The organism is Lelliottia sp. CFBP8978 (genome assembly GCF_034046055.2).
GTDB lineage: Bacteria > Pseudomonadota > Gammaproteobacteria > Enterobacterales > Enterobacteriaceae > Enterobacter.
Window position 1 is genome coordinate 1,576,073 of the sequence record NZ_CM188253.1, and the last position, 25,079, is coordinate 1,601,151.

Annotated in this window: 19 protein-coding genes; 9 read left to right on the top strand and 10 right to left on the bottom strand. The window is 53.3% G+C overall.

Annotation, left to right across the window (positions count from 1 at the left end):
* The first annotated feature begins 140 nt into the window (after positions 1-140).
* The 3 genes from ldtD (at position 141) to SOM82_RS07300 (ending at position 3,354) form a co-directional block, all read left to right on the top strand.
* The gene (ldtD, locus tag SOM82_RS07290; RefSeq protein WP_320460039.1) at positions 141-1,964 is read left to right on the top strand and encodes a L,D-transpeptidase; all 1,824 of its coding nucleotides are present in this window, start codon (positions 141-143) and stop codon (positions 1,962-1,964) included.
* A 175-nt stretch (positions 1,965-2,139) separates the two neighbouring features.
* Positions 2,140-2,691 carry a peptidoglycan L,D-endopeptidase MepK gene (gene mepK / locus SOM82_RS07295; RefSeq protein ID WP_320460040.1) on the top strand — a complete coding sequence of 184 codons (552 nt, stop codon included), beginning with the start codon at positions 2,140-2,142 and terminating at the stop codon, positions 2,689-2,691.
* A gap of 15 nt (positions 2,692-2,706) precedes the next feature.
* On the top strand, positions 2,707-3,354 hold the full coding sequence (locus SOM82_RS07300; protein WP_320460041.1) for an MBL fold metallo-hydrolase: 648 nt from the start codon (positions 2,707-2,709) through the stop codon (positions 3,352-3,354).
* A gap of 59 nt (positions 3,355-3,413) precedes the next feature.
* Here SOM82_RS07300 and aspC read toward each other — a convergent pair whose 3' ends face one another.
* The 4 genes from aspC to pncB form a co-directional block, all read right to left on the bottom strand.
* Positions 3,414-4,604 carry an aspartate transaminase gene (gene aspC, locus SOM82_RS07305; protein WP_320460042.1) on the bottom strand — a complete coding sequence of 397 codons (1,191 nt, stop codon included), beginning with the start codon at positions 4,602-4,604 and terminating at the stop codon, positions 3,414-3,416.
* Positions 4,605-4,793: 189 nt separating this feature from the next.
* Entirely contained in the window at positions 4,794-5,873 is a 1,080-nt protein-coding gene (locus SOM82_RS07310; protein ID WP_320460043.1) for a porin, read from the bottom strand.
* A gap of 605 nt (positions 5,874-6,478) precedes the next feature.
* On the bottom strand, positions 6,479-7,879 hold the full coding sequence (gene asnS / locus SOM82_RS07315) for an asparagine--tRNA ligase (protein WP_154127847.1): 1,401 nt from the start codon (positions 7,877-7,879) through the stop codon (positions 6,479-6,481).
* 166 nt (positions 7,880-8,045) lie between these two features.
* Positions 8,046-9,248 (bottom strand): nicotinate phosphoribosyltransferase, encoded by a 1,203-nt coding sequence (gene pncB / locus SOM82_RS07320; protein WP_154127848.1) that lies wholly within the window; start codon positions 9,246-9,248, stop codon positions 8,046-8,048.
* Positions 9,249-9,513: 265 nt separating this feature from the next.
* Between pncB and pepN the strand changes: the two genes are divergently transcribed.
* Positions 9,514-12,126 carry an aminopeptidase N gene (gene pepN / locus SOM82_RS07325; protein WP_320460044.1) on the top strand — a complete coding sequence of 871 codons (2,613 nt, stop codon included), beginning with the start codon at positions 9,514-9,516 and terminating at the stop codon, positions 12,124-12,126.
* Positions 12,127-12,231: 105 nt separating this feature from the next.
* Here pepN and ssuB read toward each other — a convergent pair whose 3' ends face one another.
* Genes ssuB through ssuE form a run of 5 tightly spaced genes read right to left on the bottom strand, consistent with a single transcriptional unit; the run spans position 12,232 to position 16,458 of the window.
* Positions 12,232-12,999, bottom strand: coding sequence for an aliphatic sulfonates ABC transporter ATP-binding protein (ssuB, locus tag SOM82_RS07330; protein WP_320460045.1), 768 nt, complete (start codon positions 12,997-12,999; stop codon positions 12,232-12,234).
* Entirely contained in the window at positions 12,996-13,787 is a 792-nt protein-coding gene (gene ssuC / locus SOM82_RS07335; protein ID WP_320460046.1) for an aliphatic sulfonate ABC transporter permease SsuC, read from the bottom strand. The genes ssuB and ssuC overlap by 4 nt, the downstream gene beginning before the upstream one ends.
* Before the next feature lie 10 nt (positions 13,788-13,797).
* Positions 13,798-14,943 (bottom strand): FMNH2-dependent alkanesulfonate monooxygenase, encoded by a 1,146-nt coding sequence (ssuD, locus tag SOM82_RS07340; protein ID WP_320460047.1) that lies wholly within the window; start codon positions 14,941-14,943, stop codon positions 13,798-13,800.
* The gene (locus SOM82_RS07345; protein ID WP_414672111.1) at positions 14,940-15,890 is read right to left on the bottom strand and encodes a sulfonate ABC transporter substrate-binding protein; all 951 of its coding nucleotides are present in this window, start codon (positions 15,888-15,890) and stop codon (positions 14,940-14,942) included. Before SOM82_RS07345 ends, ssuD begins: the two co-directional genes overlap by 4 nt.
* Positions 15,883-16,458 carry an NADPH-dependent FMN reductase gene (ssuE, locus tag SOM82_RS07350; protein ID WP_154127854.1) on the bottom strand — a complete coding sequence of 192 codons (576 nt, stop codon included), beginning with the start codon at positions 16,456-16,458 and terminating at the stop codon, positions 15,883-15,885. The genes SOM82_RS07345 and ssuE overlap by 8 nt, the downstream gene beginning before the upstream one ends.
* A 247-nt stretch (positions 16,459-16,705) precedes the next feature.
* Between ssuE and pyrD the strand changes: the two genes are divergently transcribed.
* Together pyrD and zapC are read left to right on the top strand one after the other, a co-directional pair.
* Positions 16,706-17,716 carry a quinone-dependent dihydroorotate dehydrogenase gene (pyrD, locus tag SOM82_RS07355; RefSeq protein ID WP_320460048.1) on the top strand — a complete coding sequence of 337 codons (1,011 nt, stop codon included), beginning with the start codon at positions 16,706-16,708 and terminating at the stop codon, positions 17,714-17,716.
* A gap of 165 nt (positions 17,717-17,881) precedes the next feature.
* Positions 17,882-18,424 (top strand): cell division protein ZapC, encoded by a 543-nt coding sequence (gene zapC, locus SOM82_RS07360; protein ID WP_154127856.1) that lies wholly within the window; start codon positions 17,882-17,884, stop codon positions 18,422-18,424.
* On the opposite strand, the gene SOM82_RS07365 is transcribed toward zapC, so the two are convergent.
* On the bottom strand, positions 18,421-19,530 hold the full coding sequence (locus tag SOM82_RS07365) for a YcbX family protein (RefSeq protein ID WP_320460049.1): 1,110 nt from the start codon (positions 19,528-19,530) through the stop codon (positions 18,421-18,423). The genes zapC and SOM82_RS07365 overlap by 4 nt on opposite strands.
* A gap of 252 nt (positions 19,531-19,782) precedes the next feature.
* On the opposite strand from SOM82_RS07365, the gene rlmKL reads away from it, so the two are divergent.
* Genes rlmKL through pqiA form a run of 3 tightly spaced genes read left to right on the top strand, consistent with a single transcriptional unit; the run spans position 19,783 to position 25,078 of the window.
* Entirely contained in the window at positions 19,783-21,891 is a 2,109-nt protein-coding gene (gene rlmKL, locus SOM82_RS07370; RefSeq protein WP_154127857.1) for a bifunctional 23S rRNA (guanine(2069)-N(7))-methyltransferase RlmK/23S rRNA (guanine(2445)-N(2))-methyltransferase RlmL, read from the top strand.
* Between the two features lie 12 nt (positions 21,892-21,903).
* The gene (locus tag SOM82_RS07375) at positions 21,904-23,811 is read left to right on the top strand and encodes an ABC transporter ATP-binding protein (RefSeq protein ID WP_320460050.1); all 1,908 of its coding nucleotides are present in this window, start codon (positions 21,904-21,906) and stop codon (positions 23,809-23,811) included.
* A gap of 13 nt (positions 23,812-23,824) precedes the next feature.
* Positions 23,825-25,078 (top strand): membrane integrity-associated transporter subunit PqiA, encoded by a 1,254-nt coding sequence (gene pqiA, locus SOM82_RS07380; protein ID WP_320460051.1) that lies wholly within the window; start codon positions 23,825-23,827, stop codon positions 25,076-25,078.
* Position 25,079 lies beyond the last annotated feature (1 nt).

Below are 25,079 nucleotides of genomic sequence, written 5' to 3' on the forward strand. Positions count from 1 at the left end.
TTATTTGCTTAACTTGTGGGTGTGGCTGCGTTATCTTTAAACTTCTTTACATAAGGTCAGGCAGTTACGTGTAGGCCTTTCTATACTGAAGAAAAGCCCCGGTGTTGTGGGCAGGTCGTAAACCAAACAGGGGGCAAGGGATGTTGCTAAAGAAAATTCGTGGTCGTCAGCTATCCGCAGTGAGCGTGTGTCTGGCGTTAATATTTGCTCCGCTGTTTACTGCTCAGGCCGATGAGCCTGAAGTGGTGCCGGTTGACAGTTCCGCTACGATGGGGGCACAGCCGACGTCGCTGTCGCAACCCTTAGAACAGTCCTCCGCTACCGCCATCATGGCCGGCATACAACCGTTGCCCGCTGATGTGAATACCGAAACGCTGCGCCAGCAGCTGCAATCCGGGCTGCCGTCTGGCTATTCACCTGTCTATCTCAACCAGTTGACTCTCCTGTACGCGGCACGCGACATGAAACCGATGTGGGATAACCGTGATGCCGTGCGGGCATTCCAGCAGCAGCTGGCTGAAGTGGCTATCGCCGGTTTCCAGCCGCAGTTTACGGCATGGGTTGAGCTGTTGACCGATCCCACCGTGACAGGTACGGCGAGAGACGTGGTCCTCTCGGATGCCATGATGGGTTATCTGCATTTTGTCGCGGGTATTCCGGTCTATGGCAATCGCTGGTTGTACAGTGAAAAACCGTACAAACTGGCGACACCGGCACTCTCTGTGATTAATCAGTGGCAAGTCGCATTGGATCAGGGAACGCTACCGCGTTTTATCGCCAGCCTTGCACCAGCGCATCCGCAATATGCCACGATGCATCAGTCGCTGCTGACGCTGGTGGCCGATACCCGACCGTGGCCACAGCTCAGAAGTACCACAACGCTTCGTCCGGGTCAGTGGAGCAGTGATGTTCCCGCCTTGCGCGAAATCCTCCGGCGTTCCGGCGTTTCCGATAAAGAACCGAAAATCGCGCTTCCAGGCGATGATCCGCAAAGCGTGGTTGTCAGCCCTTCTGCTCCGCCGTTAAAGAAAAAAACAGCTATCGCTGCCGATAAGCCCGCGGCTTACGATCGCGAGCTGGTGGCGGCGGTGAAAGCCTTCCAGGCTGCGCAGGGGTTAGGCGCCGATGGTGTGATTGGCGCGTCAACCCGCGACTGGCTGAATGTCTCGCCGGCGCAGCGAGCGGGTGTGCTGGCGCTGAATATTCAGCGTTTGCGTCTGCTCCCCGGGACATTATCAACAGGCATTATGGTTAACATTCCGGCCTATTCGCTGGTCTATTACCAAAACGGGAGTGAAGTGCTGGCATCGCGGGTGATTGTTGGGCGGCCGGACAGAAAAACGCCGATGATGAGCAGTGCGCTGAACAACGTGGTGGTTAATCCACCGTGGAATGTCCCGCCGACGCTGGCGCGCAAAGATATTTTGCCGAAGGTCTGGAACGACCCCGGTTATCTGGAACGACACGGCTATACCGTAATGCGGGGCTGGAACAGTAACCAGACCATCGATCCGTATCAGGTCGACTGGTCGACGATTACGCCATCTAATTTGCCTTTCCGCTTCCAGCAGGCGCCGGGTGTACATAACTCGTTGGGACGCTATAAGTTTAATATGCCGAGTTCGGATGCCATCTATTTGCACGATACACCAAACCATAACCTGTTCCAGAAAGATGCCAGAGCGCTGAGTTCAGGCTGCGTTCGCGTAAATAAAGCATCGGAGCTGGCGAATATGCTGCTGGGTGATGCGGGGTGGAACGATACGCGGATCTCTGATGCGCTGAAAGAAGGGAATACCCGCTACGTGAATATCCGGCAAAATATTCCGGTTAATCTTTACTACCTGACCGCGTTTGTTGGCGATGACGGGCGTACCCAATATCGTACAGATATTTACAATTACGATCTCACGGCGCGATCCGGTGCACAAATTTTGTCAAAAGCTGAACAATTAATCAGGTAAATGAAGTAGTTCGGGAAAATTGATTGTCGTAAGTTATGGTGAATAGGGGGCGGTATCGCTACAAGCCCCGTATTTGCTGGGGTTGGGCGTCTTGACGCAGGCTAGCTAGCCAGTTAATGTGCCCTTCGTGCGCTAAGCATATTTACGATAACATTGACCTGTAGACCTGATTATCATGGACAAATTTGACGCTAATCGCCGCAAGCTGCTGGCGTTAGGTGGTGTTGCGCTCGGCGCAGCGGCCATCTTGCCGACGCCAGCATTTGCCACCCTCTCGACACCTCGTCCGCGTATTTTAACGCTCAATAACCTTCACACTGGTGAGACGTTGAAGGCGGAGTTTTTCGATGGCAGAGGCTATATTCAGGATGAATTAGCAAGACTCAACCATTTCTTCCGTGATTACCGCGCGAATAAAATTAAAGCCATCGACCCTGGATTGTTTGATCAGCTTTTCCGTCTTCAGGGCCTGCTGGGAACCCGCAGGCCTGTTCAGCTCGTTTCCGGTTATCGCTCTGTTGATACCAATAATGAACTGCGCGCCCATAGCCGTGGGGTAGCCAAAAAAAGCTATCACACTAAAGGACAGGCGATGGATTTCCACATCGAAGGCGTTTCATTAGCCAATATTCGCAAAGCTGCGTTATCTATGCGCGCAGGTGGTGTAGGATATTACCCACGTAGCAACTTTGTGCATATTGATACCGGGCCAACAAGGCACTGGTAATAATGAAGGAGCAGTATGAACTATCGTATTATTCCGGTCACTGCGTTCGCCCAGAACTGTTCGCTTATCTGGTGTGAACAAACCAAACTGGCCGCGCTTGTCGATCCCGGCGGAGACGCTGAGAAGATCAAGCAGGAAGTCGATGCGTCTGGTGTGACGCTGATGCAGATTTTGCTGACCCATGGCCATCTTGACCATGTGGGGGCTGCGGCAGAGCTGGCACAACACTACGGTGTGCCGGTCATTGGTCCGGAAAAAGAAGATGAGTTCTGGCTGCAAGGGTTGCCTGCGCAAAGCCGTATGTTTGGCCTTGATGAGTGTCAGCCTCTGACTCCCGATCGCTGGCTGAATGAAGGGGAGAGCGTTAACGTCGGAAACGTGACGCTGCAGGTGCTGCATTGTCCCGGGCATACGCCGGGGCATATCGTCTTCTTTGATGACAAATCGCGTTTGCTCGTCTCGGGTGATGTGATTTTTAAAGGAGGCGTGGGACGCAGTGATTTCCCGCGTGGCGACCACGGTCAGCTGATCCAGTCGATTAAGCAAAAGCTCTTACCGCTGGGTGATGACGTGACCTTTATTGCGGGGCATGGCCCGATGTCGACGCTAGGATATGAGCGTTTGCACAACCCATTCCTGCAGGATGAAATGCCTGTCTGGTAAACGCCATAAAAAAAGCCTGCTTAAAGCAGGCTTTTTTGTCAGTCTGTTAAAAACTGAATTTACAGCACGGCGACAATCGCTTCACACAGTGGTGCCATGTTGTCAGGCGTCATTCCCGCCACGTTAACGCGACCAGAAGCTACTGCGTAAACGCCAAACTCTTCACGCAGACGCAGAACTTGCTCTTTCGTCAGGCCGCTGAACGAGAACATTCCGTTCTGCTTGATGATAAAGCTAAAATCGCGATCCGCGCCTTTCTCAGCCAGGGTATTCACGAACAGCAGACGCATGCGCTGGATGCGCTGACGCATATCGTTCAGCTCTTGTTCCCAGATTGCGCGCAGCGCATCGTTACTGAGAATCGTCGCCACCACGGATGCACCGTGCGCAGGTGGGTTTGAGTAGTTAGCGCGAATAACCGATTTCATCTGGCTGAATGCGCGGTCAACGGTTTGTTCGTCGGCTGCAACCAGCGTACAGGCGCCAACACGCTCGTTGTACAGGCCAAAGTTTTTAGAATATGAGCTGGCAACGATCAGTTCCTGATGCTCAGCGGCAAAGGCGCGCAGGCCCTCAGCATCTTCTTCCAGACCACGAGCAAAGCCCTGGTAGGCGAAGTCGAACAGCGGCAGCCAGCCTTTTTCTACGGAGAGTTTTGCCAGCTGTTCCCATTGCTCAAGCGTTGGGTCGATACCGGTTGGGTTATGGCAGCAGCCGTGGAACAGAACCACATCGCCCGCCTGTGCTTCGTTCAGGCTGGTCAGCAGGCCGTCAAAATCCAGAGTGTGATTCGCCGCGTCATAATAAGCATATTCCCGCACTTCCAGGCCCGCAGAGTTAAACACGCTCTTATGGTTCGGCCAGCTTGGGTTGCTCACCCAGACGCGTTTCACGGAGGTGTTTTTCGCGAGGAAATCCGCCGCCACGCGCAATGCGCCTGTACCGCCTGGCGTTTGGGCTGTGCGTGCACGTTTGTCGCTAATGATCGTGCTGCCTTTTCCAAACAGCAGTTCCTGAGTGCAACGGCCAAATTCCGGAATACCATCAATACCGAGGTAGTTTTTGGTGTTTTCATTTTCCAGCAGATACTGCTCAGCTTTTTTTACGCTGGTCAGCACCGGAGTTTTGCCGGTTTCATCTTTATATACACCAATACCCAGGTTGATTTTTCCAGGGCGGTCATCGGCACGAAACAGATCGGCCAGGCCCAGAATAGGGTCGGCAGGAGCGGCGGTAATGTTCTCAAACATGACGAGGTTCCATTGTGATTACAGAAGTGAAATCCGCTATCAGGTTAACGGTTGATCTACAAAATGCCAACCGTTTGCGACAAAAAGCGTGCGCCTTTTCAAAAGTCGCCATTTTTTGCTTTCAGACATAAAAAAAACAGGACCGAAGTCCTGTTTTCTAGGCATTTAGCAGAGAGGGCTGCTTGCTTATTAGAACTGGTAAGTTACACCAACAGTTGCCTGGTTGTCCGAACCAACCCAGCTGGTGGATGCGTCTTCGTCATCCAGCAGGTTGAAGCGGTAGTCACCGTACACGTTGAAGTTTTTGTTAAAGTAGTAAGTCGCGCCAGTGGTGATGTATTTCGCCAGGTCACGGTCGCCGATTCCGTTCAGGTCTTTACCTTTGGACTGAACGTAAGAGATGGACGGACGCAGACCGAAGTCGAACTGGTACTGTGCGATAACTTCGAAGTTCTGAGTTTTGTTCGCAACGTCATATACGGTCGCGGTGCTGTCACCCAGGATGCTCATGTTACGGGTTTCAGCATACACGGTTGCGAGGTAGATGTTGTTCGCGTCATATTTCGCGCCAACAGCCCAGGATTCAGCCTGATCGCCTTTACCGTCTTCTTTCTGATCGAGGGTACGGTTAGCGGTGCTGTACGCGCCGACCAGACCGAAGCCTTCGCCGAACTCGTAGCCCAGAGACAAGCCTACGCCGTCGCCATTGGCTTTACGCAGATCGGAACGATCGTTTTTACCCTGGTACTGAACGCCGAAGCTCAGGCCATCAACCAGACCGAAGAAGTTGCTGTTACGATAGGTCAGCAGGCCGGTAGAACGGCTGGTCATGTAGTTATCGGTGTAAGCGCCGCCCCAGGTTTCGCCGGAGAAGGACGGAGCCATGTCGGTCAGTGCTTCTACATCGTATACGATACCGTAGTTACGGCCGTAATCCAGGGAGCCAGCGTCAGCAACTTTGATACCTGCGAAAGCCAGACGGGTAACGTTGGTTTGATCGCCTTCAGCAGCGCCAGCCTTAGCACGGTATTCCCACTGACCGTAACCGGTCACCTGATCGTTAACCTGAGTTTCGCCTTTGAAGCCGATCTGGCCGTAAGAGGAGTCAGCGTTTTTGTGTTCACCGGAAGTGGTGAAACCATGTTCACCAACAACTTTGCCGTAGAAGTCCAGTTTGTTGCCGTTTTTGTTATAGATTTCTGCAGCGTTTGCTGCACCGGCTACCAGCAGGGCAGGGATAACCACTGCCAGGATATTGCGCTTCATCATTATTTATTACCCTCATTGGTTTTTTTATGACACTCGCCACTGCCCACAATAAATTCTGTCAATAAATATTTCCGGAACTATTGATGAGAGTTTGGTGTCTTTATGTATCTGACAGGCATCTTTCCATTCATATAATCGTTTCGCTAGCCTGAAAGTGCTACAAACTTAAAGATTGAGTAACAAAAAGAAATAATGTGTAACTAAATGTGTATTATTGGGAACTTTGTGAACCACCTCAAATTTCAGAACTGATTGCTGAATAAAAAGACATATCCATTACTATATATATGAATTGCTTATGTTTAATTTTGATAAAGGCATTTCATATCAACAGAAGCTAAACAGCTTGCTTTTTCTTATTGTAAACATTAGCCGTCTGGATGGCTGTGTTTATGATTGAATTTTGTGCTAAAGCCGTCACTTTGTAATATACGCAATAAGACTGCGGTTTATTTTTTGTTCGTAGATGTTTCATGGAAATAAAACGTAACAGCTGGAATATTTGGCGGGGTTGCATATTGAGGATGCTGACTTTCTGCTGACGTAAATTGACAGAGCAGAATAAAATAATGGCCAGCAGATGCTGGCCATGACGAACGTGAAGATTAGAAGCTTGCGTTACGCGGTGTGCGTGGGAACGGAATAACATCTCGCACGTTCTGAACGCCGGTGACGTAGGCGATCAAACGTTCGAAGCCCAGACCAAAACCGGAGTGCGGCACGGTGCCGTAGCGACGCAAATCGCGATACCAGCTGTAGTCGGCCGGATTCAGACCCATCTCTTCCATACGGGCGTCCAGCACGTCCAGACGCTCTTCACGCTGAGAGCCGCCGATGATTTCGCCGATACCTGGAGCCAGCACGTCCATCGCCGCAACGGTCTTACCGTCTTCGTTAAGGCGCATGTAGAAGGCCTTAATATCTTTCGGATAGTTTTTAACCACCACTGGCGCTTTGAAGTGTTTCTCGGCCAGATAGCGCTCATGTTCGGAAGAGAGATCCACACCCCAGTAAACCGGGTTCTCGAATTTCTCACCGCATTTCTCCAGAATCGCCACTGCGTCGGTGTAATCCACCTGAGCGAAGTCTGCTGAGACGAAACGCTCAAGACGAGCAACCGCATCACTGTCTACGCGTTCAGCGAAGAATTTCATGTCGTCAGCGCGCTCTTCCAGAACCGCTTTGAAGACGTATTTCAGCATGGCTTCAGCCAGACCCGCAACATCGTTCAGATCGGCGAAAGCCACTTCCGGCTCCAGCATCCAGAATTCCGCGAGGTGACGGCTGGTGTTCGAGTTTTCAGCACGGAAAGTCGGGCCGAAAGTATAAATTTTAGAAAGCGCACACGCGTAAGTTTCGCCGTTAAGCTGGCCTGATACGGTCAGGAAGGCCTCTTTGCCAAAGAAATCTTTGTCAAAATCGACTTTACCTTCTGGCGTACGCGGTAAGTTTTCCAGATCCAGCGTTGATACGCGGAACATTTCACCGGCACCTTCGGTATCAGATGCGGTAATTAATGGGGTTGAAACCCAGAAATAACCCTGCTCATTAAAGAAGCGATGCAGCGCTTGCGCCAGCGTGTGACGCACGCGCGCGACTGCACCGATCATATTGGTGCGCGGGCGCAGGTGGGCCACTTCGCGCAGATATTCAATACTGTGGCGTTTCGCCGCCATTGGATAGGTATCAGGATCTTCAACCCAGCCAGTGACTTCTACGGAGGTTGCCTGCAGTTCGAAGCTCTGGCCCTGACCCGGAGACGCGACGACCACACCCGTCACGATCACGGAGCAGCCAGTGGTCAGGTGCAGAACCTCGTCATTGTAATTGGGCAGAGAATTATTAATAACGGCCTGTACAGGATCAAAGCAGGAACCGTCATAGACGGCAAGGAAGGAGATGCCAGCTTTAGAATCTCGGCGGGTACGTACCCATCCGCGCACGGTGACTTCCTGGTCAACGGCAACACGGCCATGGAGTACGTCGGCTACAGGCACAACGCTCATAATATTCTCTCTGTTATTAGTCGGAAAAAATAGACACTTGTCCGCCCTTATCGGGGGATATCTATGTTACCTGGCATCCGCCATCAGACAAGCAGATTTCGCAGAGAAAAGAGAAGAAAGTGGAAAAAAAGAGTGAGAAGGGAGCCAGGAAGGCTCCCGAATACCCTTAACTGGCTTTTTTGATTTGCGGTAAATCGAAGGCTTTGCGCAGTGCGCGCACGAATGCTTTGTCATGACAGATGGTTTTGCCTGGGCTGTCGGACAGTTTTGCCACCGGCTTGCCGTTACATTCCACCAGTTTGATAACAATATTCAGCGGTTTCACCTGCGGTATGTCACAGGTTAAACGGGTGCCAATCCCGAAGCCCAGGTTCACCCGCGACGAAAACTGGCGATACAGGTCGACAGCTTTCGACAAATCGAGATTATCCGAGAAGACCAACACTTTCGTCATTGGATCGATTCCGAGCTTCTCATAATGAGCGATGGCTTTTTCACCCCATTCAACCGGGTCACCGGAGTCATGGCGCAGGCCCTGATAGCGGGTGGCAAATTCGGGGCCGAAATCACGCAAAAAAGCATCCATAGTGATGCAATCGGTGAGCGCAATGCCCAGTTGGTCGGGATACTCATCCAGCCATGCTGCCAGCGCCGCACGCTGGCTGTTTGCCAGTACGGGGCTGATTTGCTGATGCGCCTGGAACCACTCGTGGGCTTGTGTTCCCATTGGCGTGAGGTTTTGGCGGCGCGCTAAATCATAATTACTGGTGCCGACAAACCACGGTTCTTGTTGCAGACGTTGAACGATTGCCTGCTGCACTTCGCGCGAGAAACGACGGCGAGTCCCGAAATCCATCAGCCGGAAGCGTGACATATCCACGGATTCGGTCATCTGAGCGAAATCAATCAGTTTGCTTTCAAGCGTGGCCAGCGCCTGTTCAACGCCGGTATCGGGAGAACGGTAGCGGTGCACAATCTCGCTAATCACCGCCAGCAGCGGCACTTCCCACATAATCACTTCACGCCACGGCCCGGCGAGACGAATATTCAGCTTGCCGTTGTCATTGGTGATGGTGACTTGTTCGGGATTAAAGCGGAAATCGCGAAGCCAGTTTAAATAGTCAGCTTTAAAGAAAGGCAGGCCAGAGAGCCACTGGTATTCGTCGTCCTGCAGCGTCAGATGCTGCATAGCATCGACCTGTTCACGAATGGTGTCAGCGTAAATACCGAGCAAGTCATCACCACGGCAACGGAACTCCGCCGCTACCTGTACGTCGTAGTAATGGTGAAAAACGGCTTGCTGCATGTGTAGCTTATACGCATCGGTATCCAGCAACGTATGCAGAACAGGAGAAGCGAATCGAGTCATAGGTGCGCAGTAGCATCCTCTCACGGGAGCGTTTAGTACAATAAACAACTATTGAAACCGCTGGAGTATACCTTGTTTAGCGATTTATTGAACCCCGATCACAACATAAGCTGCCGTTAGGGTCGAGAGCATTTTGTGCCTCGTGTTATACAAATGTAGCAAAAATGGGGTTTGTACCTGAAAAGATGAAGATTCTGCGTAGCGAGTTTTGCGCAACAGGAATAGACTGGATTCGTTATTCGACAAACGATGCATAAGGTTTTCTATGACACAACAGCCACAAGCCAAATACCGCCACGACTATCGTGCGCCGGAATACCTGATTAGCGATATCGATCTGACTTTTGACCTGGATGCCACCAAAACCGTTGTCACGGCCTTAAGCCAGGTCACACGCCAAAGTGCGACGGCTGTCCCGCTGCGTCTCGATGGCGAAGACCTGACGCTGGTATCTGTACATATTAATGATGAAGCGTGGTCTGACTATAAAGAAGAAGGAAGTCAGCTGGTCATTAACAACCTGCCAGAACGTTTCTCGCTGCGCATCGTTACCGAAATCAGCCCGGCGGCTAACACCGCGCTGGAAGGGCTCTACCTGTCTGGCGTTGCGCTTTGTACCCAATGCGAAGCGGAAGGTTTCCGCCATATTACCTGGTATCTGGACCGCCCTGATGTCCTGGCGCGTTTCACCACCAAAATCATTGCCGATAAAAAGCGTTATCCGTATCTGCTCTCCAACGGTAACCGCGTAGGGCAGGGCGATCTGGAAAATGGCCGTCACTGGGTCCAGTGGCAAGATCCGTTCCCAAAACCGTGCTACCTGTTTGCGCTGGTGGCGGGCGACTTCGACGTGCTGCGCGATACGTTTAAAACGCGTTCTGGCCGCGATGTTGCGCTGGAGCTATTTGTCGATCGCGGCAATCTTGATCGCGCTCCGTGGGCGATGACCTCACTGATTAATTCCATGAAGTGGGATGAAGAGCGCTTTGGCCTGGAATACGATCTCGACATCTATATGATCGTCGCTGTCGACTTCTTCAATATGGGCGCGATGGAGAACAAAGGCCTGAACGTCTTTAACTCCAAATATGTGCTGGCCCGTACCGATACCGCGACCGACAAAGATTACCTCGATATCGAGCGCGTGATTGGTCATGAATATTTCCACAACTGGACCGGCAACCGCGTCACCTGCCGCGACTGGTTCCAGTTGAGTCTGAAAGAGGGCCTGACCGTCTTCCGCGATCAGGAGTTCAGCTCCGATCTGGGTTCCCGCGCCGTTAACCGCATCAATAATGTTCGCACCATGCGTGGCCTGCAGTTTGCTGAAGATGCCAGCCCAATGGCGCATCCAATTCGTCCGGACAAAGTGATTGAAATGAACAACTTCTACACCCTGACGGTGTATGAGAAGGGTTCAGAAATTATCCGTATGATCCATACGCTGCTCGGCGAAGAGAATTTCCAGAAAGGGATGCAGCTCTATTTCGAGCGTCACGACGGCAGCGCAGCCACCTGCGATGACTTCGTGCAGGCGATGGAAGACGCTTCAAACGTTGACCTGTCGCATTTCCGTCTCTGGTACAGCCAGGCCGGCACCCCGATTGTCAGCGTGAAAGATGATTACAATCCGGAAACGGAGCAATACACCCTGACCATCAGCCAGCGCACGCCGCCGACTGCCGAGCAGGAAGAGAAGCATCCGCTGCATATTCCGTTTGATATCGAGCTGTACGATAACGAAGGAAACGTGATCCCGCTGCAAAAGGGCGGTCATCCGGTGCACCACGTGCTGAACGTGACCCAGGCGGAACAGACATTCATCTTTGATAACGTCTACTTCCAGCCGGTTCCTGCGCTACTGTGCGAATTTTCCGCGCCGGTCAAACTGGAATACAAATGGAGCGATCAGCAGCTGACCTTCCTGATGCGTCACGCGCGCAACGATTTCTCCCGCTGGGATGCGGCGCAGAGTCTGCTGGCGACCTACATCAAGCTGAACGTTAACCGCCATCAGCAAGGACAGCCGCTGTCCCTGCCTGTGCACGTCGCCGATGCGTTCCGCGCCATTCTGCTGGATGAAAAAATCGATCCGGCGCTGGCCGCAGAGATTCTGTCGCTGCCGTCAGCTAACGAAATCGCCGAGCTGTTCGATATCATCGATCCTATTGCGATTACCGCGGTACGTGAAGCGCTGACCCGCACGCTGGCTACCGAACTCGCCGACGAGTTCCTGGCAATTTACAACGCCAATAAACTGGATGAGTACCGCGTGGAACATGCCGATATCGGTAAACGTTCGCTGCGTAACACCTGTTTGCGTTACCTGGCGTTCGGCGAAACGGAGCTGGCGAATACGTTGGTCAGCAAGCAGTATCACGAAGCTGATAACATGACCGATGCGCTGGCGGCTCTGGCGGCAAGCGTGGCGGCTGAACTGCCGTGCCGTGATGCGCTGATGCAGGAGTATGATGACAAGTGGCATGAGAACGGTCTGGTGATGGATAAGTGGTTTATTCTGCAAGCCACCAGCCCGTCTGCCGATGTACTGACTACCGTGCGCAGTCTGCTTAAGCACCGTTCCTTTACCATGAGCAACCCTAACCGCGTGCGTTCGCTGATTGGCGCGTTTGCCGGCAGCAACCCGGCAGCCTTCCATGCAGAAGACGGTAGCGGCTATCAGTTTATGGTAGAAATGCTGACCGAGCTAAACAGCCGTAACCCGCAGGTGGCATCGCGTCTGATTGAGCCGCTGATTCGCCTGAAACGTTACGATGCAAAGCGCCAGGAGAAAATGCGCGCGGCGCTTGAGCAGTTGAAAGGGCTGGAGAATCTGTCGGGCGATCTGTTCGAGAAGATCGCCAAAGCGCTGGCCTGATCCTCATGCCCACGGGCGCATAAACTCAACGTAAAACGGCAATCTAAATTGCCGTTTTTTTATGCTTATAGCGCCGTGAAGGAATGTCTTTGCCGCCTGGCGGTGTTATCCGTGACGACGGATCGGCTCTTCGTTTGTCCCGCGTTTCATCACGCGATTCAACACTTCGGCTTCCAGTTCTGCCAGCCTTACGGTTCCCACCCGGCGCGGACGAGGAATATCAACCGCCAGATCCAGCCCGATTTTGCCATCCTCAATTAACAGCACCCGGTCAGCCATTGCGACCGCTTCGCTCACATCGTGTGTCACCAGCAGAACGGTAAAGCCATGCTCCTGCCAGAGCGACTCAATCAGATCCTGCATTTCAATGCGCGTCAGCGCGTCGAGCGCCCCGAGTGGTTCGTCCAGCAGCAGCAGTCCAGGACGATGGATCAGCGCGCGCGCCAGCGCCACCCGCTGTTTTTGCCCGCCGGAAAGCGCTGCAGGCCACTCGCCCGATCGATTTTCCAGACCAACCGCCGCCAGGGCCTGACGAGCGTTATCCCGCCAGTTGCCTTTTAATCCCAGCCCCACATTGTCGATAACCGATTTCCACGGCAGCAGGCGGGCATCCTGGAACATCATCCGCGTATCTTCCTGAATGTCGGCCAGCGGCGTGTTGCCGGCCAACAGTTCTCCGCCGTTGGGGGCTTCTAAACCTGCGAGCAGGCGTAGTAGCGTGCTTTTTCCGCCACCGCTACGCCCGACGATGGCAACAAACTGTCCGGCGGGAATATGCAGATCGAGTGCGTTGAGAATGGTGTTATCGCCGTAGCGTTTGGTCACGCCGTTAAGCAGTAACGGTGTGCCCTGGGTTAAGCGAGCCGTGTTCATGCATTTGCCTCCTTCGTGGAATAGGCTGGATTCCAGCGTAACCAGCTACGTTCCAGCCATTGGGCGCTGATATCGGCGAGTTTACCCAGCAGGGCGTAGAGAATAATGGCGACCACCACCACGTCGGTTTGCAAAAATTCACGCGCGTTCATGGCCAGATAGCCGATGCCAGAGTTGGCGGAGATGGTTTCCGCCACGATCAACGTCAACCACATCAGGCCAAGCGCAAAACGAACCCCCACCATAATCGACGGCAACGCGCCGGGTAGAATCACATGAAGAAACAGGGCAAAGCCGGACAGGCCATAGCTGCGGGCCATTTCGACCAGCCCGCGGTCAATGTTACGAATGCCGTGCCAGGTGTTGATATAAATGGGGAACAGCGTGCCGAGAGCGACCAGGAAAATCTTGGCGCTCTCGTCGATGCCGAACCACAAAATGACCAGCGGGATCAGGGCTAAATGCGGCACGTTGCGCAGCATCTGAATCGACGTATCCAGTAACCGCTCGCCCCAGCGGGAAAGGCCGCTAATCAGGCCCAGCGTCAGGCCAATTGACCCGCCGATGGAAAAGCCAATCACTGCGCGCCAGGAGCTGATCGCCAGATGCTGCCACAGCTCGCCGCTCGAACTAAGCGACCAGAACGCCTCCACCACGCCTTCCGGAGAGGGCAGAATTCGGCTCGACAGCCACCCCGCCGAGGACGCAATTTGCCAGACAACCACAATGCCGACCGGCAGAAACCAGGGGGCCAGTCGCATCAGCCATTTTTGAGACGGATTTGCCATACGTGCCTCTTCAGCTCTGTGCGACTTTTCGCGGTATAAATTCGTTTGCTATGGCTTCGCCCTGAAGCTGGAGCGTGCGCGGCTGCGGGATTTCCGGGATTGCTACATCCAGATGCGGGAACAGCAGCTCGCCGACTTTGTATGCTTCTTCCAGATGCGGATAGCCAGACAAGATAAAGCTGTCGATACCCAGATCGGCATACTCGTTGATCCGCGCCGCGACCGTAGGGCCATCACCCACCAGCGCCGTACCCGCGCCGCCGCGAACCAGTCCGACACCTGCCCACAGATTCGGACTGATTTCGAGGTTGTCCTTGTTTCCTTTATGCAGCGAGGCCATTCGGTGTTGGCCCACCGAATCGGTTTTGGCGAAGGCAGCCTGCGCTTTAGCGATGGTCTCATCATCCAGGTGGGCGATCAGACGATCGGCGGCCTGCCAGGCCTCTTCGTTGGTTTCACGGACGATCACATGCAGACGAATGCCGAAACGGACGCTGCGGCCATGCGCAGCCGCTTTGGCGCGTACCTGCTCAATTTTCTCTTTTACCAGCTCCGGCGGTTCGCCCCAGGTGAGATACAGATCAACCTGTTCGGCGGCCAGATCCTGCGCAACGTCTGATGATCCGCCAAAGTAGAGCGGTGGCCGGGGTTGCTGGACCGGGGCAAACAGCAGTTTCGCATCACGCACGCGAATATGTTCGCCTTCATAGGTGACGGTTTCACCTTCCAGCAGACGACGCCAGACGCGGGTGAATTCTGCGGAAGCCTCGTAGCGTTCCGTGTGGTCGAGGAACACGCCATCTCCGGCCAGCTCTTGCGGGTCGCTACCTGTTACCAGGTTAAATAATGCCCGTCCGTTTGAGAGCCTGTCGAGGGTAGCAGCCTGACGAGCGGCAACGGTAGGCGAGATCACACTCGGGCGCAGGGCGACCAAAAACTTCAGACGCTGGGTGACGGGGATCATGGATGCCGCCACCAGCCAGGCGTCCTCGCAGGAGCGCCCGGTTGGGATCAATACGCCAGTAAATCCGATTCGGTCGGCAGCCTGAGCGATTTGCTGCAGATAGCCATAGTCAACCGGGCGAGCACCCTCTTCGGTGCCAAGATAGTGGCCGTCACCATGGGTGGGTAAAAACCAGAAAAGATTCAGACTCATGATTTCGATCCTTCTTTGTTAGCGGGTTGCCAGATGCGATCGCGAATATCAATTTTCTTTGGTACGAGGCGATTTTCGTAAAACAGATCCGCTGTCTGTTGCTGCAGAACCGCGGTTTTAGCGTCAACCGGTTTGATAACGGTTGTCGGACGATGGTCCAGATAGCTGGCAATCACCGGCTCCGGCAGGCCCATCGTTTTGGCCAGCAGGGCGATGCTTTCCTGACGTTGACTCTGGGTCAGGGCGTCTGCTTCGCTGAAGGTATTCAACACGCCCTGGACAAACTCACCGTTCTTTTCAGCATAGGGACGGGCGGCCAGATAGAATGAACCGGTCTGTTTTAGCGTTTCGCCATCTTTGAGAACGCGCACACCGCCCTGCAATAAAGCTGCTGAGTAATAGGGATCCCAGATGGCCCAGGCGTCGACGTTATTTTGCTGGAAGGCCGCGCGTGCATCAGCGGGACTTAAATAGACGGGCTGAATATCGTTAAACGTCAGACCGGCCTGCTGGAGCGCACGCAGCAATAAATTGTGCGAGCTGGAACCTTTCTGGAACGCGACTTTCCGGCCTTTCAGCTCCGCCACGGTTTTGATCGGACTGTTTTGTGGAACCAGTATGACTTCGGCTTTAGGTTTCGGCGGCTCAACGCCTACATAAACCAGGTCAGCCCCGGCGGCTTGTGCAAAAATAGGGGGAATGTCGCCAGTACTGCCGATATCAATGCTACCCACGTTCAGGGCTTCCAGCATTTGCGGCCCGGCAGGGAACTCAATCCATGAGAATTGGGTTTGCGGATAACGCTTCTCCAGCAGCTGATGGCTCTTTGCCAGCACCATACTGACGCTCCCTTTTTGATAGCCAATACGCAGACTCTCCGGGGCAGGGGAGGCGGCATGCGCCAGCGCTGAAAAGGCGATAAATCCGGCAAAAATGTATTTAAACATGGGCGACTCCTTTCAGACGGCCAAAGGCGGGAGCCTGAACGTCCCGTCGATGCAGTGCGTGCCAGAATGTTTCCAGTGCGCCATCGAGACGTAAATGCAAATTAGGGGTGAACTGCGGCTTATGCTGGTAATCGATCACCTGCGAGTCGTCGGCAAACACACCGTGCAGGATCTCCTGTGCTTTCAGCGCATTCAGAACGGGCTTCAGGGCATAATCGACCGCCAGCATGTGTGCAACCGTGCCGCCGGTGGCCAGCGGGAGAACCACTTTGCCCTCCAGCGCGCGTTCAGGCAGCAGATCGAGCAGGGTTTTCAGTGCACCGGAAAAAGAGGCTTTATAAATGGGGGTCGCCACGATCAGACCGTCGGCCCCGTTAAGTTGCTCGATCAGCGCCTTCAGAGCCGGGCTGTCAAAGCGGGCATAGAGAAGATCTTCTGGCTCAAAATTGTGAAGATTCCAGTGGCACACTTCGATATCCAGCGAATTCAACTGCTCGCGGGCATACTCGAGCAGGGCGCTGGAACGTGAAGGAAAACGCGGACTGCCAGCCAATGTGATGACGCGCATGTTTGCTCCTTATAACCATTTGTTTTCTTTTATCTAACATTAATAACAATTTTCACGAGTGTGACATTGCCTGGTTATTCCACTAAATGATTTATCTGAAATTAAAAAGTCGGAAATTGCATAAGAAAGAAGCGGAAAGGAAAACGATTGCGCTTAACGAGGTTTTTTTGCCACAGGTCAATTCCCTTTCCTGACGCGATCGCCGATAATCCGTTTCCGGTTTGCACACCGGAATCCAGGAGAGTTCATGTACTACCCCTTCGTTCGTAAAGCCCTTTTTCAGCTCGATCCAGAGCGTGCTCATGAATTGACATTTCAGCAATTACGCCGCATTACAGGTACGCCTTTTGAAGCGCTGGTGCGCCAAAAAGTGCAGGAAAAACCTGTGCAATGCATGGGCCTGACCTTTAAAAATCCTCTGGGGCTGGCAGCCGGTCTGGACAAGAACGGCGAATGCATCGATGCATTGGGCGCGATGGGATTTGGATCCATCGAGGTCGGCACGGTGACGCCTCGTCCACAGGATGGTAACGATAAGCCCCGTTTATTCCGTCTGGTTGAAGCCGAAGGTTTGATCAACCGTATGGGGTTCAATAACCACGGTGTCGACAATCTGATTGAGAATGTCAAAAAAGCACACTTTAACGGTGTGCTGGGCATTAATATTGGCAAAAATAAAGCTACGCCGGTTGAGCAGGGTAAAGATGACTATCTGATTTGTATGGAAAAAGTCTACGCCTATGCGGGCTATATTGCGGTGAATATCTCTTCACCCAATACCCCTGGTTTGCGTACGCTGCAATATGGCGAAGCGCTCGATGATCTGTTAAGCGCGATTAAAAATAAACAGAATGAGCTGCAGACCACTCACCATAAATATGTTCCGGTAGCGGTAAAGATCGCGCCCGATCTTTCTGTGGAAGAATTGATCCAGGTAGCCGACAGTTTGGTTCGCCATAATATTGATGGTGTTATTGCCACCAATACCACTCTCGATCGATCCCTGGTTCAGGGAATGAAAAACTGTGACGAAATGGGTGGGTTAAGTGGTCGTCCGGTACAATTAAAAAGCACCGAAATTATTCGTGCACTGTCGGCGGAATTAAAGGGTCGCTTACCCATCATTGGCGTGGGTGGCATCGACTCTGTTATCGCTGCACGCGAGAAGATGGCGGCAGGCGCATCGCTGGTGCAAATCTATTCCGGCTTTATTTTTAAAGGCCCACAATTGATTAAAGAAATCGTTAATCATATCTAATCTTTTCTCTTTTACAGACAACCAGGGCTTTATTTCCGGCCCTGGTTGTTTTATATTCCGTCTTTGTTGCTTATTTAGACATTATAGTCTTTTATTATTGATGTTATAAGCGAAGCGATAATTCGGACATTTTTAGAACAGGATGTTGAGGGAAAGGAGAGGAAAATGCGAATAAAACCCGACGATAACTGGCGCTGGTATTTTTGCGAAGAGCACGATCGTATGATGCTCGATCTCGCCAATGGCATGTTATTTCGTTCACGTTTCGCGCGCCGAATGCTGACTCCGGATGCCTTTGCGCCGTCGGGCTTTTGCGTTGACGATGCGGCCCTCTATTTCTCTTTTGAAGAGAAGTGTCGCGATTTTATGCTGTCAAAAGAACAGCGTGCCGAGCTGGTGCTCAACGCGCTGGTGGCGATTCGTTTTCTGAAACCGCAAATGCCGAAAAGCTGGCATTTCCTGGCTCACGGTCAGGCGTGGACACCGATCACCGGCGATGCAGCCTGTGTGAATTTGAGCGATACCTCAGAAGAAGTGAGCCTGCTGGTGGTTGAACCGGGTGACAACGCCGCGCTCTGTTTGCTGGCGCAACCCGGCGTAGTGATTGCCGGGCGCACAATGCAGCTTGGCGATGCGATTAAAGTGATGAACGATCGACTGAAACCGCAGCTGCGGATGGATTCCTTCAGTCTCGAACAGGCGGTTTAAAGTTCTAGCTGTACAGATGTTTTAGGAATACAGCTACAGCACAGAATCGTTCCGTCATCGCCCACCGCTGATTTCTTCAGCGCCGTCACCTCGCCATCGACCAGCTTAATTCGACAGCATCCACAAATCCCCGCACGGCATGAATAGGGCACACGGATCCCCGCCTGTTCCAGCTGTTCCAGCAATACCTGCTGATTATTTCCGGCCAGCGTTTTTCCCTGCCATTGAATGGTGACTGCGGTTGCCGGCTGCGTTTCCACTTCCGCCTCTTCTTCTTCAGCACCAGGGCCATAGACCCGGCCTGGTCCGGTCGAGAGGATTTCGACTTCGTCACCCACGCGAATCACGCCGCTTGAGCGCGGAATCAGGTTTTGCCCAAAGTCGACATCGCCATTATCCTGGGCGGTACGGAAAGATTGCAGGGTTTTGAGTGGCTCACCGGCGGGATGCTTTTGCCCTTTTTCCGGACTGATGGTGGTGAAAATGCAGCGGCTACAGGGTTTCACCACATCAAAGATGACGTTGCCAATGCGAATGACTTTCCAGGTGTCCTCTTCCCAGGCCTGAGCGCCCGTGACGACAAGATTGGGGCGAAATTGTTCCATCTGCACACTGGCGGAACAGCGGTTCTGGAGATCGCGCAGCGAAGCGTCGTTAGTGAGCAGGAAGGGAAAACCATCGGCAAACGAGAGCGGAACCGCTTCAAAACGCTTAACGCGGCGTGTCGGCTCTGGCCCTACCCAGCGCAGCTGTACCGGGCGTGAAAAGAAGCTGCTCAGCCAGATGTTAATCTCTTCCGGAGCGATACGCGCCGTAAAGTGATTGCCCCAGACTTCAGTGGGGGCATCAACCGGCGCAAAGTCGCTAAAGCGGGCAATGCTGCTGGAGCCATCCGGTGCGGTGAGATGCAAACCGTCATGCAGCGGGGCGGGAATAAAACGCACCATCTGCGGAAACTGACGGGCAGTGATAAACGTTCCGTCTGGCTCGGTGATCATAAAAATGCGATCGAAGGCAAAACCGCTGACGTCTGCCAGCGCATGCGTCAGGCCAATCCCTCGCATTGATTTGACCGGATGAATAAAAAGCCTGGATAACGTCGCCACTGTTCATACCCTCGAACGAAAGAAATAGCCCTCAACTGTATGACATATCACTCATATTGGCTATATCCAGTTCGTCATTCAGCCTGCGTCTGCGCCGGGGCGTCAGCCCATTCTCCATTGCGTGCAGTCTGTTCCCAAAAGATTAAGCAAAAGATGTCAGCCGCAGGCGCTTTACACGCTCGCCACCGCGAGGCAATCCGGCTGATATTGTGTATAATGCGCAGCAATTTTCTTAGAGTAATAAGTGACGATATGAATTCTCTGTTTGCCAGTACGGCCCGTGGGCTGGAAGAGCTGTTAAAAACTGAACTGGAAAGCCTTGGCGCGAGTGAGTGTCAGGTGGTTCAGGGTGGTGTCCACTTTGAGGGCGACACGCGGCTTATTTACCAGAGCCTGATGTGGAGTCGCCTGGCGTCGCGCATCATGCTGCCATTGGGTGCCTGTAAGGTCTACAGCGACCTTGACCTGTACCTTGGCGTGCAGGCGATTGACTGGACAGAGATTTTTGCACCAGGCGCGACCTTTGCCGTGCATTTCAGCGGGCTGAACGATGAGATTCGTAACAGCCAGTACGGCGCGCTGAAAGTGAAAGACGCGATTGTGGATAGCTTCACGCGTAAAAATCTTGAGCGCCCGAACGTCGATCGCGAAAACCCTGATCTGCGGATCAACGTTTGGCTCAATAAAGAGACCGCGAACATTTCGCTCGACCTTTGCGGCGAAGGCTTGCATCAGCGCGGCTATCGCGATCGCGCCGGTATTGCGCCCATCAAAGAAAACCTGGCTGCGGCGATTGTGTTACGTTCTGGCTGGCTGCCGGGTACGCCGCTGCTGGATCCGATGTGTGGTTCTGGCACGTTGCTTATCGAAGCAGCCATGCTGGCGACCGATCGTGCGCCAGGTCTGCATCGTGGCCAATGGGGCTTTAGCGGTTGGGCACAGCATGACGACGCCATCTGGAAAGAGGTTAAAGCTGAAGCACAGGTTCGTGCGCGTAAAGGCCTGGCTGATTACACCTCCCGTTTCTATGGCTCCGACAGCGATGCCCGCGTAATTGAACGGGCGCGCAGTAACGCCCGTCGCGCTGGTATTGGCGATCTCATCTCCTTCGAGGTGAAAGACGTCTCAAACTTAACTAATCCGCTGCCGAAAGGCCCGTATGGCACCGTTATCAGTAACCCGCCGTACGGCGAACGCCTGGATAGCGAACCGGCGCTGATTGCGTTGCACAGCCTGCTGGGCCGCACCATGAAAGATTATTTCGGCGGCTGGAATCTGTCGTTGTTTAGCGGATCGCCGGAGCTGCTGAGCTGCCTGCAATTGCGCGCCGAGCGTCAGTTTAAAGCCAAAAACGGCCCGCTGGACTGCGTACAGAAAAACTATCATCTGACGGAAAAAGACGGCGACAGTAAACCGTCCACCGTGGCGGAAGACTATGCCAACCGTCTGCGTAAGAATCTGAAGAAATTCGAAAAATGGGCGAAGCAGGAAGGCATTGAATGTTATCGCATTTACGATGCCGATCTGCCGGAATACAACGTCGCAGTTGACCGCTACGCCGACTGGGTGGTGGTACAGGAATATGCGCCGCCAAAAACCGTTGATGCCCAAAAGGCGCGTCAACGCCTGCTGGATATCATCGCCGCCACCATTGGTGTCATGGGAATTGCACCTAATAAGCTGGTGCTGAAAACCCGTGAACGTCAGAAAGGGACCAACCAGTATCAGAAGATGGGCGATAAGGGTGACTTTATCGAAGTGGGCGAATATAACGCTCGCCTGTGGGTGAACCTGACGGATTACCTCGATACCGGTCTGTTCCTCGATCACCGTATTGCGCGTCGGATGCTGGGCCAGATGAGTAAAGGGAAAGACTTCCTGAACTTGTTCGCTTACACCGGCAGCGCCAGCGTTCATGCGGGCCTCGGTGGGGCGCGTAGCACCACCACAGTGGATATGTCGCGTACGTATCTGGAGTGGGCGGAGCGTAACCTGCGCCTTAACGGTCTGACCGGGCGACAGCATCGTCTGCTGCAGGCGGATGTTCTGGGCTGGCTGCGCGATACCGACGAGCAGTTTGACCTGATCTTTATCGACCCGCCGACGTTCTCTAACTCCAAGCGTATGGAAGAGAGCTTTGATGTACAACGCGACCATCTGCGTCTGATGACTGATTTGAAGCGTCTGCTGCGTAAAGGCGGCACCATCATGTTCTCGAACAACAAACGCGGGTTCCGCATGGACAATGAAGGGCTGGAAAAACTGGGATTAAAAGCACAAGAAATCAGCCAAAAAACATTGTCCCAGGACTTTGCCCGTAACCGCCAAATTCACAACTGCTGGTTAATCACCGCAGTCTGACAGGAAATAGATATGTCATTAATTAGCATGCACGGCGCCTGGCTGTCATTCAGCGATGCGCCTCTTCTCGATGATACCGAACTGCACATCGAAGATAACGAACGCGTTTGTCTGGTTGGCCGCAATGGCGCAGGCAAATCAACGCTGATGAAGATCCTTAATCGTGAGCAGGGGCTGGACGATGGCCGTATCGTTTACGAGCAGGATCTGATTGTTTCGCGTTTGCAGCAAGATCCGCCGCGCAATGTCGCGGGCAGTGTGTATGATTTCGTCGCCGAAGGGATCTCCGAGCAGGCCGAATACCTGAAGGGGTATCACGATATTTCGCATCTGGTGATGACCGATCCGAGCGAAAAAAATCTCAACGAGATGGCGCGCCTGCAGGATTTGCTGGATCACCACGGCCTGTGGCAGCTGGAAGACCGTATCAACGAAGTGCTGGAGCAACTCGGTCTTGAGGCTGATATGGCGCTGGCTTCGCTGTCGGGTGGCTGGCTGCGTAAAGCGGCACTCGGACGCGCGCTGGTCAGCGGACCAAAAGTGTTGCTGCTCGATGAACCGACGAACCACCTGGATATCGAAACCATCGACTGGCTGGAAGGGTTCCTGAAAACCTTCAACGGCACGATTATCTTTATCTCGCACGACCGTTCATTCATCCGCAATATGGCTACGCGCATTGTCGATCTCGATCGCGGCAAGCTGGTCACCTATCCGGGTGATTACGATACCTATCTTCTGGAAAAAGAAGAGAACTTGCGCGTTGAAGAGCTGCAAAATGCCGAGTTTGACCGCAAACTGGCGCAGGAAGAGGTGTGGATCCGTCAGGGCATCAAAGCGCGCCGTACCCGTAACGAAGGCCGCGTGCGTGCCCTGAAAGCCATGCGTAACGAACGCAGCGAGCGTCGTGAAGTGATGGGCAGCGCGAAGATGCAGGTCGAAGAGGCCTCCCGCTCCGGCAAAATTGTCTTCGAAATGGAAAACGTCAATTACCAGGTTGATGGCAAAGTGCTGGTGACCGATTTCTCCGCGCAGGTTCAGCGCGGCGATAAAATTGCGCTGATCGGTCCGAACGGCTGCGGTAAATCCACGCTGCTGAAACTGATGCTGGGCCAGTTACAGGCTGACAGCGGCCGCGTTCACTGCGGGACCAAACTGGAAGTGGCCTATTTCGATCAGCACCGTACTGAGCTTGATCCAGAAAGAACAGTGATGGACAACCTGGCCGAAGGCAAGCAAGAAGTCATGGTGAACGGGAAACCGCGCCACGTGCTGGGTTATCTGCAGGACTTCCTGTTCCACCCTAAACGCGCCATGACCCCTGTACGAGCGCTGTCAGGCGGGGAGCGTAACCGACTGCTGCTGGCACGTCTGTTCCTGAAACCCAGCAATCTGTTGATTCTCGATGAACCGACCAACGATCTGGATGTCGAAACACTGGAGTTGCTGGAAGAGCTGATCGACGGCTATCAGGGCACGGTAATGCTGGTCAGCCACGACCGTCAGTTCGTTGATAATACGGTGACTGAGTGCTGGATTTTTGAAGGCGAAGGCCGCATTGGTCAGTATGTCGGCGGTTATCAGGATGCTCGCGGGCAGCAAGCGCAATCTCTGGCGCAAAAACAGACTAAATCCAAAATTGGATCAGCTACCGCTGTCACTAAAGCTGAAACTGTAAAAAAATCAACGGTCAAAATGAGCTATAACCTGCAGCGCGAACTGGAAGGGCTTCCGCAGCGTCTTGAAGAACTGGAAGCAAATCTGGGAGCGCTACAGGCTCAGGTTGCTGATACGTCCTTCTTTAGCCAGTCGCACGACTATACTCAAAAAATATTGGCAGAGCTTTCCCAGGCCGAAAAGGCGCTGGAAGAGGCATTTGAGCGCTGGGAGTACCTTGAGGGGCTCAAAAACGGCGCATAAACAGGGATACAACATGTGTGATCAGCACCATGCCGACCGGTATATATTATGCTCGCAATGCGATATGCTCGTGACGCTACCAGAGCTGGGTCACGGACATAAGGCCGCATGCCCCCGCTGTGGGGCAACGCTGACAACGGAGTGGGACGCGCCAAGGCAGCGTCCCACTGCTTATGCACTTGCAGCACTGTTTATGCTGTTGCTCTCAAATCTCTTTCCTTTTATCTATATGAAAGTCGGCGGGATGACCAGCGAAGTGAAGTTGCTGGAAATACCTGCCGTCATGTTCTCCGAAGATTACGCCAGCCTCGGCTCGTTTTTCCTGCTCTTCGTACAAATTGTTCCGGCGTTTTGCCTGATCGTGATTTTGCTGCTGGTTAACCGCGTGCGGATGCCCCTCAGGCTTAAAATCCTGCTTGCCAGAATCTTCTTCCAGCTGAAAAGCTGGGGAATGGCGGAGATTTTTCTTGCGGGTATCCTGGTCAGCTTTGTGAAGTTGATGGCTTATGGAGACGTAGGCGTAGGTAGCAGTTTTATCCCCTGGTGTCTTTACTGCATGCTGCAGCTTCGTGCCTTCCAGTGTGTAGATCGCCGCTGGACCTGGGACGACATTGCACCTGCGCCCGTGCTAAAAGAGCCGGTGAAAGCTGGCGTGCCGGGTATTCGTCAGGGGTTACGCTCCTGTTCATGCTGTACCGCGATTTTACCTGCCGATCTTGAGGCGTGTCCGCGTTGTGAAACCAGAGGGCATGTGCGGCGCAAAAACAGTCTTCAGTGGACAATGGCGTTACTGGTCACGTCGATCATGCTGTATCTACCTGCCAACATTTTGCCGATCATGATAACCGATCTGCTTGGCGACAAAATGCCCTCGACGATCCTCGCCGGTGTGGTTCTGTTATGGGGAGAAGGTTCTTATCCGGTCGCGATGGTGATTTTTATCGCCAGTATTATGGTCCCCACCCTGAAGATGATCGCGATTGCCTGGCTTTGCTGGGATGCAAAAGGGCATGGCCATCGCGACAGCGAACGTATGCATCTGATTTATGAAGTTGTCGAATTCGTCGGGCGATGGTCAATGATTGACGTGTTTGTGATTGCCGTTCTCTCTGCGCTGGTTCGCATGGGGGGGCTGATGAGTATTTACCCCGCAATGGGTGCATTAATGTTTGCGTTAGTCGTTGTGATGACGATGTTTGCGGCCATGACCTTCGACCCTCGTTTATCGTGGGATCGTGAGCCAGAGTCAAGCCATGAGGAAGAGTGAG